Annotated in this window: 12 protein-coding genes; 6 read left to right on the top strand and 6 right to left on the bottom strand. The window is 54.2% G+C overall.

The features are described from left to right. Positions 1–182 precede the first annotated feature (182 nt). A complete protein-coding gene (locus NOG12_RS12415) occupies positions 183–1739 on the top strand; it encodes a Fic family protein (protein WP_313933418.1) in 1557 nt (518 codons plus the stop codon). A 23-nt stretch (positions 1740–1762) separates the two neighbouring features. Here the strand turns inward: NOG12_RS12415 and NOG12_RS12410 are convergent, their stop codons facing one another. The 5 genes from NOG12_RS12410 to NOG12_RS12390 all read right to left on the bottom strand — a co-directional run bounded on the left by NOG12_RS12410 (position 1763) and on the right by NOG12_RS12390 (position 5114). Then, a complete protein-coding gene (locus NOG12_RS12410; RefSeq protein WP_313933417.1) occupies positions 1763–2356 on the bottom strand; it encodes a DUF3422 family protein in 594 nt (197 codons plus the stop codon). A gap of 94 nt (positions 2357–2450) precedes the next feature. Next, entirely contained in the window at positions 2451–2849 is a 399-nt protein-coding gene (locus tag NOG12_RS12405) for a VOC family protein (protein WP_128352385.1), read from the bottom strand. A 43-nt stretch (positions 2850–2892) separates the two neighbouring features. Further along, positions 2893–4002, bottom strand: a complete 1110-nt coding sequence (locus NOG12_RS12400) for an S-(hydroxymethyl)glutathione dehydrogenase/class III alcohol dehydrogenase (protein WP_313933416.1) — start codon at positions 4000–4002, stop codon at positions 2893–2895. A 59-nt stretch (positions 4003–4061) separates the two neighbouring features. Continuing rightward, positions 4062–4274 (bottom strand): metal-sensing transcriptional repressor, encoded by a 213-nt coding sequence (locus NOG12_RS12395; RefSeq protein WP_313933415.1) that lies wholly within the window; start codon positions 4272–4274, stop codon positions 4062–4064. 60 nt (positions 4275–4334) lie between these two features. After that, positions 4335–5114, bottom strand: a complete 780-nt coding sequence (locus NOG12_RS12390; RefSeq protein WP_244154900.1) for an SDR family oxidoreductase — start codon at positions 5112–5114, stop codon at positions 4335–4337. Between the two features lie 108 nt (positions 5115–5222). Here NOG12_RS12390 and NOG12_RS12385 point away from each other — a divergent pair, with 108 nt between their 5' ends. The 4 genes from NOG12_RS12385 (at position 5223) to NOG12_RS12370 (ending at position 9081) form a co-directional block, all read left to right on the top strand. Next, positions 5223–6137: a LysR family transcriptional regulator gene (locus NOG12_RS12385; RefSeq protein WP_313933414.1), complete on the top strand. Its 915-nt coding sequence runs from the start codon at positions 5223–5225 to the stop codon at positions 6135–6137. A 317-nt stretch (positions 6138–6454) separates the two neighbouring features. Then, positions 6455–7441 (top strand): LLM class oxidoreductase, encoded by a 987-nt coding sequence (locus NOG12_RS12380; protein ID WP_313933413.1) that lies wholly within the window; start codon positions 6455–6457, stop codon positions 7439–7441. A 133-nt stretch (positions 7442–7574) separates the two neighbouring features. Continuing rightward, on the top strand, positions 7575–7880 hold the full coding sequence (locus NOG12_RS12375; RefSeq protein WP_128352380.1) for an ArsR/SmtB family transcription factor: 306 nt from the start codon (positions 7575–7577) through the stop codon (positions 7878–7880). Between the two features lie 211 nt (positions 7881–8091). Beyond that, the gene (locus tag NOG12_RS12370; protein WP_313933412.1) at positions 8092–9081 is read left to right on the top strand and encodes a zinc-dependent alcohol dehydrogenase family protein; all 990 of its coding nucleotides are present in this window, start codon (positions 8092–8094) and stop codon (positions 9079–9081) included. Positions 9082–9224: 143 nt separating this feature from the next. Here the strand turns inward: NOG12_RS12370 and NOG12_RS13370 are convergent, their stop codons facing one another. Then, entirely contained in the window at positions 9225–9533 is a 309-nt protein-coding gene (locus NOG12_RS13370; protein ID WP_418055318.1) for a helix-turn-helix domain-containing protein, read from the bottom strand. Positions 9534–10301: 768 nt separating this feature from the next. On the opposite strand from NOG12_RS13370, the gene NOG12_RS12360 reads away from it, so the two are divergent. Beyond that, on the top strand, positions 10302–10604 hold the full coding sequence (locus NOG12_RS12360; RefSeq protein ID WP_007182542.1) for a putative quinol monooxygenase: 303 nt from the start codon (positions 10302–10304) through the stop codon (positions 10602–10604). The last annotated feature ends 363 nt before the right edge of the window (positions 10605–10967 follow it).

Here is a 10967-nt window from a genome sequence, read left to right as displayed (position 1 = left end):
GTATTGATTCGTAAGTTAAATAATAAATCTGTAAGCGCAGTATCTTAACTGTAAGTCTGATTGTTTGTTTGTAATTAAAAAATCTAAAATGTAATAATTTTTCTGGTAAACTAGCTGTCATATACGTATACATAAACGTTGACTAAAGATAAGACCTTTTTGGCAAGAAATAAAGGACTGCTATGAAACCAGTTGGATATGCTTACCTCAACCTGCATTACGATTTACGTCTACCGAAGCTCGGGGTGGAGGTTTATCAGGATCCAAATGCGGAAAAGGAACAGTTGATCCAATATGGTGGTAGCAAGCGCAAGGTCATTCCTGGCCACCTGAAGTACGATGATAACCCTTACTCGCAGATGCATGCGGCAATAAAAAACCAAGGCATCAGACTGCATTTCTTTGCAGCAATTTATAAAAAAATTAATGTGACTGAATTTACTGCGTTTATTTTAGATAAACCGACAAGTCAATATAACCGAGTGCTCTGGTTTCTTTACGAATGGCTAACTGGGCAAAAGCTTGATATCCCGGACTTAAAGTCGTCGAATTATATAAAGTTATTTGAGGACGAGTTCTACTACACCCTGAGAAATGGGCAAAAAGATAAAAGAACACGGGTTATTAATAACGCGCTAGGTACACCTGACTTTTGTCCGACGATCCGAAAAACAACTGAGATAAGTCAGCTTGGTGAGGCTGACGTTTATAAAACAGCATTTGCGAGAATGCAGCGCATCGGAGAGCAGCTATCAGTTGACGTGATTGGGCGATCAGTGAATTACCTTTATACAAAAGAAACAAAATCATCGACGGAGATAGAAAGAGAAAAGCCAAATCGACAGCGCATGCAAAGATTCCTGAATGCGATAAAAAATGTTGGCTTGTATGAGTTGAACAAGCATTCGCTCATCAAGGTTCAGAACCAAATTGTGGATGAGAAATTTAAAGCGGTCGATTACCGTGAATCGGAAATTTATGTCGGTACAACGATTCAAAGATTTGGGAATCGAGATGAAGATGTTCATTACGTTGGTGCTAAACAAGAGCACGTAGCAAGTATGATGAATGGTCTATTCAAGCTACATGAAAACTTGATGATCGATGGCTCAGTTCCCCCATTATTCCACGCAACGTTGATCTCATTCGGTGAAGTTTATATTCACCCATTTGACGATGGAAATGGTCGCATTCATCGCTATCTGATTCATGACGTCATGAAGCATCGAGAACCAGAGCATAAGTTTATTATTCCGATATCTGCTGCGATCTTAAAAAACCAACAAAAATACGATCAGGTTCTTGAAACCATTTCGGTACCAATAATGGCGATGTTGGATTACGAATTCGACAATTCCAATAGAATCGTAATCAATAATGATATTGATTACATGTATCGCTTTCCGGACTACACCGAGCATGTAAAGTTTGTATATGAGATGATGGATACAGCCATCTCCGATGATCTACTAAAAGAAGTATGCTTACTTACCGTGTTCGACTGTTTGAAAAAATTTATCAACGAAAATGCGGACTTGCCGAACAATAAAATCGATATGGTTTTGTCGATTATTATTCAAAACGGTGGTGAAGTTTCGAAGCGCAAACGTGAGCAATTAGCAGCTCTATTAGAAGGCCAGATTCTCAATGAACTAGAGGAGCTGGCGACCCGCCTAATCGAAGAAATTAAGGATAAATTTGAAATTGATGTTGTTGCGGTGATGAACGAAGAGATTTAAGTGCAAATGTAGTAGCCCCCACTTTAACCGGACACCTTGGTAGAAGCAAGTTGACGAAGCGTTTTGTGGTGCCGGGCCGAGGCCATGGCTGTCACCCGGTAATTCCGCTGCACGGCCGGTTGAACCAGGAAACGGCCTACCATGCCGCCGGCACCGGTAATGAGTACATCGGCCTCTGGCATGCGTGGGATTTTTTCAATTGCCTGCCAGGCGGTCATCAACGGGCAGGGTAGCGCGGCAGCTAGTGACAGCGGCAGTATATCCGGGACTCTCAGTAGCGCTTTTTGATTCACGGCTGTGTGGCGGTTATCCAGCGAAGCGCACCAGAGATATGTAGAGAACTCGGTGTACTTTTCACAGTGAAGGTTTCCCTCATCCCATGTCATGCCGTGTAGCGGCGTAGCGTGGTCGGGCTCGGCAACACCGAAGCGATGAGACAACTCGCTCATCGCCATCTGATCCCTGGTCTGGTCACCTTCGGTCATGAAAGCGAGCTGCAATATACCGCGGGGGGCCTGAAGCAACAGATGCGGGCGCGCATGCACTTCACCCACGGCTGCAGCACGATCGGCGTAAGCCGGCATGCCGTACACGGTGGCGGTCGGGCCGATCTTCATGAGCAGGCACCGCGCTACAGGGTCCGTCTAACAGGCTCGCCGTATAATAGAGGCTTGTGCTGACCCTGTCAGAACGCTCTCAGCTTCCTTGCTTTCAGACGAAGGTGTACGAGCAGACCTTGTTGCCCGCCGGATCACGCAGGTAGGCCGCATAGGCACCCGGCAGGTGACCACGTGCGCCAGGTTGGCCCTCGTCAGTGCCGCCTGCGGCAAGGCCGGCGGCGTGGAAGGCATCCACTTCAGCGGGAGTGGCGGCCGCAAAGCCGATCGTCACGCCGTTGCTGGAAGGCGCTTCACCATTGCCCGGGCGGGCGATGATGAAAGCCGGCTTTTCGCGACCGAAAAGTACCCATCCGTTGTTGAAAGGACCGAGGTTCTTGATGCCAAGAGCACCCAGAGCGGCGTCGTAGAACGCGACCGACTTCTGGAGGTCGGCAGCGCCGATAAAGATGTGCGAAAAGATGTCATCGCCAGAAATGACAGGAGTGGACATGATTAATTTCCTTGGTGGTTGGTGTTGAATGGGTAGTGGGCTGTCAGTAGTGGATCACCGTGCGAATCGACTTGCCTTCATGCATCAGGTCGAAGGCCTTGTTGATGTCGTCGAGGCCCATGGTGTGGGTGACGAACGGGGCGAGATCGATCTCGCCTTTCATTGCGTCCTCCACCATGCCGGGAAGTTGAGTGCGGCCCTTGACCCCGCCGAAAGCCGAGCCCTTCCAGGTGCGACCGGTGATCAACTGGAACGGGCGCGTCGAAATTTCCTTGCCTGCACCAGCCACGCCGATGACGATCGACTGGCCCCAGCCACGATGTGCTGCTTCCAGTGCCGAGCGCATCACGTTGACGTTGCCGATGCACTCGAAGGTGTGATCGACACCCCAACCGGTCATCTCGATGAGAACCTCGTGAATCGGCTTGTCGAAGTCCTTCGGGTTGAGGCATTCGGTCGCGCCGAAGGTACGAGCCAGCTCGAACTTCGCTGGATTGGTGTCGATGGCGATGATGCGACCTGCCTTGGCCTGGCGTGCCCCCTGAATCGCAGCGAGCCCGATGCCGCCGAGGCCGAAGATGGCCACAGAGTCACCCGGCTGAACCTTGGCCGTGTTGTGAACAGCGCCGATGCCGGTGGTCACACCGCAACCCAGCAGGCAGACATGCTCGGGATTGGCGTCGGGGCTGATCTTGGCCAGCGAGACTTCGGCCACCACCGTGTATTCGCTGAAGGTCGAGCAGCCCATGTAGTGGTAGATCGGCTGGCCGTTGTAGCTGAAGCGGGTGGTGCCATCGGGCATCACGCCCTTGCCCTGGGTGGCGCGCACCGCCACGCACAGGTTGGTCTTGCCGCTCTTGCAGAACAGGCACTCACCGCACTCGGCGGTGTACAGCGGGATCACGTGGTCACCCGGCTTGACCGAGGTCACGCCCTCGCCGACCTCGACCACTATGCCGGCGCCCTCATGGCCCAGCACCGCCGGGAACACGCCTTCGGGGTCCTCGCCCGACAGGGTGAAGGCGTCGGTATGGCAAACGCCGGTATTCGTGATCCTGACAAGCACCTCGCCCTTGCGCGGCGGCTCGACGTCGATCTCGACGATTTCCAGTGGCTTTCCAGGCCCGAAGGCAACTGCTGCACGTGATTTCATGATGTCGCTTCCTATATTAGCTAACTAAATTTTCCCTCACCGAGGGCACCCTGGTGCCTCTACCGCAGGTAGGAGCGGACGATGGAGATGGTCTCGTCCATGGACTTGTTCTGCGAATCGCTCCTGGGAAACCCTTCCCGTAGATAGCTCTCCAGAACCGTTGCCTTCAATCTGTTGACAGCTCTACGAACAGCCGCAAGCTGCTGAAGAATTGCAGGGCATTCAGCACCTGCATCGAGCGCTTGCTTCTTTTCTTCCGGGGCATGTGGCACTCACCGCTTTTCACCCCAGATAAGCGGGGCCTGACGCCGAAGAGACAGGCCCTCAACTCATTAGAATTCCTGCACGGTTGGGCGCAGAACGATCTCGTTAATATCCACGTCAGCAGGCTGCTCAATTGCGAAGGCGATAGCTCGAGCGACCGATTCGGCGGGAATTGCATGCTTGTAGAAATCCACCACGAAATCGCGGCTCTGTTGGTGGGTGCTGCCGAATTTCAGTTCGGAGTCCACGGCGCCCGGCTCGATAGTCGTGGTGCGGATGCTGCCACCGACTTCGTGACGCAGTCCTTCGGAGATAGCCCGCACAGCAAACTTGGTGCCGCTGTACACGGTGCCACCCGGGCTGAACACCTTCAGGCCTGCAACCGATGCGATGTTGATGAAGTGACCACTGTTTTGTTTCTGGAAGACTGGCAATGCAGCCGCGACTCCGTACAGCAGACCCTTGATGTTGATATCGATCATGCGATCCCACTCGTCAGTGCGAGTATCGCTGAGCGGTGCAATCGCCATCAGTCCGGCATTATTGATCAGTACATCAATGCGACCGTAGGTGTCCACGGCACCTTGAATGAGTGTTTTGACCTCTTCCTGAGAGGTGACATCGGTCTGATACGCGATTGCCTGACCACCTGCATTGGTCAGCTCAGCCACCAATGCGTCGAGTTTATCTTTGCGGCGTGCAGCCAGCACTACGCGAGCGCCAAGCGCAGCAAGGTGGCGTGCAGTAGCCTCACCCAGGCCGCTGCTGGCACCGGTGATAACGACAACTTTTCCAGAAATGTTATTGCTCATGCTAAGAACCTCATCGGTGGTTTTATACTTCGCCATGGTTGGTTAACCTGGCAGTGTGTATACTATAGACACATAATTTATCTCAATAAATGAAATTAATTGGATTATGCTATTCCTGAAAATGGAATAAATGGGAGGGGCAACATGCTTAATCGCATGGAGATGGTCAGGATTTTTTGCACAGCAGCAGAGGCTGGTAGCTTCCGCGAAGCGGCAACTCGATTAGGCATCTCCCCACAAGGGGTGACTCGAGCCATTCAAGCCCTGGAAACTGAGCTTGGCGAATCACTGTTCCACCGCAATACCCGCAAGGTGAGCATCACTGCTTTCGGTCAGGATTACGCCAAAGATGCCAGGTCAGCTCTGGATCATTTCGATACGCTATTCCGTTCGCACAGGACGAAGCTTGAGCTGTCAGGTAGGGTGGGGATTACGGCTCCACATGCTATTGGCAGGCGCTTCCTAATACCGTTTCTTCAGCCTCTGGCCGCTGCACATCCTGACCTGCAATTCGATCTCCGCTTGGAAGATCAGATGACTGATGCTGTTGAGGCGCATATCGATATTGGTATCAGGGTGGGGGGTATTCGCGACCGGCGCTACGTTGCACGTGCCTTAGCTCCCGTGCCGTTTTACGTTGTCGCGTCCCCGTCTCTCATAGGCCAAAAGACACCACCTGAATCTTTGGATGCCTTAGCTAAGCTGCCACTTTCAGTCCTGATCGACCGGAAAAATGGCCGCCCTTGGCCTTGGCTATTTGCCGACGGGCAAACGTTCACGCCCGGGCAGCCAGCGCTTATCTGTGATGATCCAGATACGGAATTGGAAGCCATCCTGGCAGGCATGTGTTTTGGCCAAATTCCTGCCTATCTGGCTGAGCCTCATCTGCGGTCAGGAAAGCTGGTTGCTGTTTTGGCTGATCTCGCTCCAGCGCCATGGGATCTGTTCATATACCGCCCGCAGCAGGGTCCTGTATCGAAGCGGGTGCGATTGGTGTACGACCACCTTAAGCAGGCTTTCTCAAACCCCAAGCTATTTCCCCAGGGTCTGGGGAAATAGCCAGAGACTCATAGACAACCCTGGCGCGAAGCACGGCGCGTTCCCAGCTGATCCAGAAGTGAGCTGCAAGGGCGTTGAAATATGCATACGTGCCGGAAAATGATAGCGGCATATTGACATATTTAGATATTGCAAATAATATTAGCTCATAACCCGTGCGAGAAACCTCAGGAGGTACCCCCATGAAAGATTCCAGCGATACCTACCATGAGACCTCAGCCCATGCCCCTTTGGTGGCGATAAGAAATCTGGCCCCGGCACGGGTACACTGGCCGACCCTTCGACCCCACGAGCCCTGTCCACCGAGGAGGTTAAACATGTACCAACCGAGCACGATCCCCTACCAAGAGCATAGGGGATTCAAACGAACCTTCAGACAGGGTCATCTAAGCCTTGGGCTGTTCTTTCCCCTGGAGGCTTTCGAGGGTGACACACCGCGCATGCTGGATCAGGTCGCGCTGGCCAAACGTGCAGAGGCACTAGGTTTTTCGGCGCTCTGGTTTCGCGACGTCCCGCTCAGGGACCCAAGCTTCGGTGATGTCGGCCAGGTTTTCGATCCTTGGGTGTATCTGGGCTACATCGCAGCCCATACAACAAAAATCGCACTAGGCACCGCCTCCATCGCCCTTACCTTGCGTAATCCCTTGCACACGGCAAAGGCCGCAGCGAGCATTGATCAGTTGAGCGGAGGTCGTTTGCTCCTGGGAGTAGCCTCTGGCGATCGTCCTGTGGAGTTTCCCGCATTCAGCGTTGATCCGGAAATGCGTGGCGAGACCTTTCAAGAAAACCTCAATGTGATACGCCAAGCCCATCGAACACACTTCAAGCCCATTCGCTGGAGTCACGGCGAGTTACTGGGGGCAGATCTCGTTCCCAAACCTACGACTCGGGAAATACCGCTATTCGTAACCGGACATAGCCGCCAGTCGCTCGATTGGATCGCGCGTGAAAGTCATGGATGGATCAACTATCCACGTCCGCCAAAAATACAGCGACTGATCGTGGAAGATTGGCGACAGGAAACGGCTAAACAATGTGGCGCTATCTACAAGCCGTTCTTGCAATCGCTGTATATCGACCTGGACGAAAACCCATCCACGCCGCCCTCGCCTATCCATCTAGGATTCCGACTGGGACGTAACCACCTTCTGGCCTTGCTGGATACACTTCAGGAAATCGGTGTAGATCACGTCATCCTGAACCTCAAGTATGGTAAACGCCCCGCAGCAGAGGTTATCGAGGAGCTTGGCAAGCATATCGTCCCTAAATTCGGCGGCGCGCAGGTGCCCGATAGTCCTACCTGACAGGACAATAGGATTCCAGTCCAAGCCTGCCCATCACTGCGAAGAGCAGGCGCGGAGATCATGGCGAAGCCTTGCAATTTGACACGTGAATCAGGAAGATATCCAGATATCGGAAGAATAGGTATAAAAATTCATGACTATTGACGTCAACGAAGCCCTGAAAGCATTGGCGAACCCGATGCGCCTTACCATCCTCAATTGGCTCAAGGAGCCCAGGACAGCCTTTCCCGGGCAGGAGGTCGACCCAGAAACGGTAGGCGTGTGCGTTAGTATCATCCAGGAGCGCACGGGCCTCTCTCAGTCAACGACATCGCTTTATCTCGCCGCTCTACAGCGCGCGCAATTGGTGACATCACAGCGGATCGGCCCCTGGACCTACTACAAACGCCACGATGAGAATATCGACGCCTTCTTAAAGGCGCTGCAAGAAAGAATCTAGGTATGCAGCCCCAGGAAGTCATGGTGCATTCTTCAGCCCTCATCAGGAGGATGCGCCATGGCTACAGGTCTTCATGCTTTGACAGCCGCCGAGTAATACGCCATCGTAGGCCATTATTTAGCGCCAACCAATGACTAAATTTTTGTCACCTTCGAGTGCCCGGATACCTTCCGGATGTACGTCGAGGCCCATTGATAAACGAGGTATCTATATGGCACGCATTGTCAGAATTCATGAATACGGTGACGCCAGCGTTCTGAAGCTGGAAGATCTGGAAGTATCGGCACCAGCAGCAAACGAGGTGCAGATTAGTGTTAAAGCCATTGGCTTGAACCGAGCCGAAGTGATGTTCCGCAATCACGCATACCTACAAGAAGCGGAGTTCCCCAGCCGCTTAGGCTACGAGGCCGCAGGCATCGTAACGGCAGTTGGGAGCGACGTAACCGAGATCACGATTGGTGACTCGGTCGCTCTGATCCCACCTCTGGATATTGCTCGCTGGGGCACCTACGGCGAGTTGGCCAATGTACCGGCCCACCTGGTGGTAAAGAGCCCTGAGAACTTGTCCTTTGAAGAGGCTGCGGCGTCTTGGATGCAGTACGTCACCGCCTGGGGGGCATTGATTGAACAGGCGAAGCTACGGCAGGGCGATTTTGTCATCGTTACCGCCGCGTCAAGCAGTGTTGGCTTGGCCGCCTTCCAAATAGCTCGAATGGTCGGCGCCACATCGATTGCGATCACTCGAACTCACGCGAAGAAGCAAGCCCTGCTTGATGCAGGCGCTGCGCATGTCATCGTCAGCGATGAAGAGGATATCGTCGAGCGTGTTATGACGATAACTGCCGGTCAAGGCGCTCGCATTGTATTTGATCCTGTAGGCGGGCCGTCCTTCGAACCTCTCACGCAGAGCATGGCGCGGGGCGGAATTTTGCTGGTGTACGGCGCACTCAGCTCTGAACCGACACCATTTCCACTGTTTACCGTGCTGGGCAAAAGCCTGACTTTGAAGGGTTATCTCTACGCAGAGATTGTGGCCGACCCTGAAGCCCTGGAGAGAGCGAAGGCTTTTATTCTGCAAGGGTTGAAGTCCGGCGCGTTGCGCCCGATCATCGCAAAGACATTCGCACTTAGCGACATCCAGGATGCCCATCGTTTCCTTGAAGCCAATCAGCAGATCGGCAAGATCGTGGTAACTGTCTGACCAGCAATTATGGGGCTGAGAGCGTAATCCTTCGGCCCCGACTCAAGCCAGCCCTGATGACCGCTATTGGCCGACTCTGTTGAAAAAGTAGCTGCTCCCCCATGCTGTCGGCAGAATTGCTCTGTCAGCTAGCGCGGGGACGGTCATCCGCCGCGTCGCAACTCCCTGACACCCCGGCCCAGCTTGCGGCGCAACAGGGCCCGCAGGGTCGCCCCATCCGAATACCCGACCTGTGTGGCGATCTGGTCGACGCTGGCGTTTCCGGTGCGCAAGAGATGGACGGCATGCTCCACTCGCAGGTCCTGGAAATACGACAGTGGTGTCTTGCCCAAAACGCTTTGCAGCCGCCGCGCCAAGGTGCGCTCGCTTGTGCCCGCGGCGCTGGCCGCCTCCGCCAGCGAGAACCCCTGCGCGAGCCGATGTCTGGCCCAGCTCTCGAAGCGCTCCACCATTGGGTCGGCATGCGCAAGGTGGTCGGGAATCACGAACTCGGCTTGCGAATTGCGTGCCTCGACCAGCAGATAGCGTGCCACCAGGGCCGCCAGCGCCGGACTGCGCCCCCGGATGATGTGCAAGGCCAAGTCAACGTGGGCCAAAGCGGCACCCGCAGTAGTGAAGCGTGTCGAGTTCACGATCATGCGTGACTCGTCCAACGTGACGTTCGGATAGCGCTGCCGAAACATCGGCCCCAGCCACCATGACGTCGTCGCACGATGCCCATCAAGCAGGCCACTCTCTGCAAGTAAGAAACTACCGGAGCAGGCGGCACCAAGGTGCGCGCCAGCGGTGGACCACAGCTGTAGCGCGGCGACCGCATCGGGCACGTCGGGGCGTGTGAGCCGAGCCGAGAGCGTGTCAGGCATCTTGTCACCAAACGCGGGCACGAGCACGACGTCTGGTTCCGGCACACCACGCGCAGTGACCACGGGGACCGTCAAGCCCTGCGCCGTTAGGATGCGACGCCGCACGCCCACCAGCGTGAGCTCTATGTGCGCGGGAGCCTGTGGCAGCGAGCTCGACATCGCATTGGCCAAGCTCACTGTGTCAGTGAGCGCCGCAAGCCCCAGATCAAACACGCCATCACAAACAAGGATATGAAGTTTCATGGCAATAATGATATCAAAGTTGTCATTTTTGTCTATATGAATGGTTGTTATGAAGACTTAGACTGCAGGCTCGTCGGTACTTTCACCTAAACCATTTACCCAAAGGATTACAATATGACCAAGCTCGCCCTGTTTGTTCGCCTCGAAGCCAAACCCGGCCAGGAGGCTGCGCTTGCCGACTTCCTAGCCAGCGCACTGCCGCTCGCCAACGCCGAATCCGGCACCACTGCCTGGTTTGCATTGAAGTTTGGCCCTTCGACGTTCGGTGTGTTCGATGCCTTTGCCGATGAGGCAGGTCGCCAGGCACATCTGAACGGCCAGATCGCCGCGGCCTTGATGGCCAACGCCGCGACCTTGCTCAGTTCTCCGCCCAATATCGAGAAGGTCGAACTGCTTGCAGCCAAACTGCCTGCATGACAACCCGGCCTTGACTCAATCAGGTCACGCTGCGTAGGGCCACACCGCCCTACGCAGCCCCCCTCGATTGCCGGGGGGATGTTCGGCGACAATTAGGATGACCAGTTGACGACAATTCTCTTGGCCGGTTGGGTGTCTCAATAGGTACCTTGTTTTCTGTTCGGAGTTCAAGGTGCCAAGAATATTAGACGCGCATACATGTAAAAGCGAAGCTCACCTGAGATTACGGTAAGGCGCATTCCTTAAGTACTCTTAGCTATCTAAGCCCAGAGAGGAGGACAAGCGCAAGGACGACGCGGAATTGAAGTCGGAGCTGTTGAACGTGCTTCGTCGCTATCTCTGCCCGGAGTTCATCAACCGCAT

Origin of the sequence: Pseudidiomarina fusca, assembly GCF_032227045.1 — a bacterium.
In the GTDB taxonomy this organism is placed as follows: Bacteria; Pseudomonadota; Gammaproteobacteria; order Enterobacterales; family Alteromonadaceae; genus Pseudidiomarina; species Pseudidiomarina fusca.
The sequence above is the reverse complement of the archived record's forward strand: the minus strand, read 5'-3'. Positions and strand labels throughout refer to the sequence as shown.

Bases quoted from the DNA above. Each gene is read 5' to 3' on its own strand.
- NOG12_RS12415 (WP_313933418.1), top strand. From the start codon at position 183: ATGAAACCAGTTGGATATGCTTACCTCAACCTGCATTACGATTTACGT.
- NOG12_RS12410 (WP_313933417.1), bottom strand. From the start codon at position 2,356: ATGAAGATCGGCCCGACCGCCACCGTGTACGGCATGCCGGCTTACGCC.
- NOG12_RS12405 (WP_128352385.1), bottom strand. From the start codon at position 2,849: ATGTCCACTCCTGTCATTTCTGGCGATGACATCTTTTCGCACATCTTT.
- NOG12_RS12400 (WP_313933416.1), bottom strand. From the start codon at position 4,002: ATGAAATCACGTGCAGCAGTTGCCTTCGGGCCTGGAAAGCCACTGGAA.
- NOG12_RS12390 (WP_244154900.1), bottom strand. From the start codon at position 5,114: ATGGCGAAGTATAAAACCACCGATGAGGTTCTTAGCATGAGCAATAAC.
- NOG12_RS12385 (WP_313933414.1), top strand. From the start codon at position 5,223: ATGCTTAATCGCATGGAGATGGTCAGGATTTTTTGCACAGCAGCAGAG.
- NOG12_RS12380 (WP_313933413.1), top strand. From the start codon at position 6,455: ATGTACCAACCGAGCACGATCCCCTACCAAGAGCATAGGGGATTCAAA.
- NOG12_RS12375 (WP_128352380.1), top strand. From the start codon at position 7,575: ATGACTATTGACGTCAACGAAGCCCTGAAAGCATTGGCGAACCCGATG.
- NOG12_RS12370 (WP_313933412.1), top strand. From the start codon at position 8,092: ATGGCACGCATTGTCAGAATTCATGAATACGGTGACGCCAGCGTTCTG.
- NOG12_RS13370 (WP_418055318.1), bottom strand. From the start codon at position 9,533: ATGGTGGAGCGCTTCGAGAGCTGGGCCAGACATCGGCTCGCGCAGGGG.
- NOG12_RS12360 (WP_007182542.1), top strand. From the start codon at position 10,302: ATGACCAAGCTCGCCCTGTTTGTTCGCCTCGAAGCCAAACCCGGCCAG.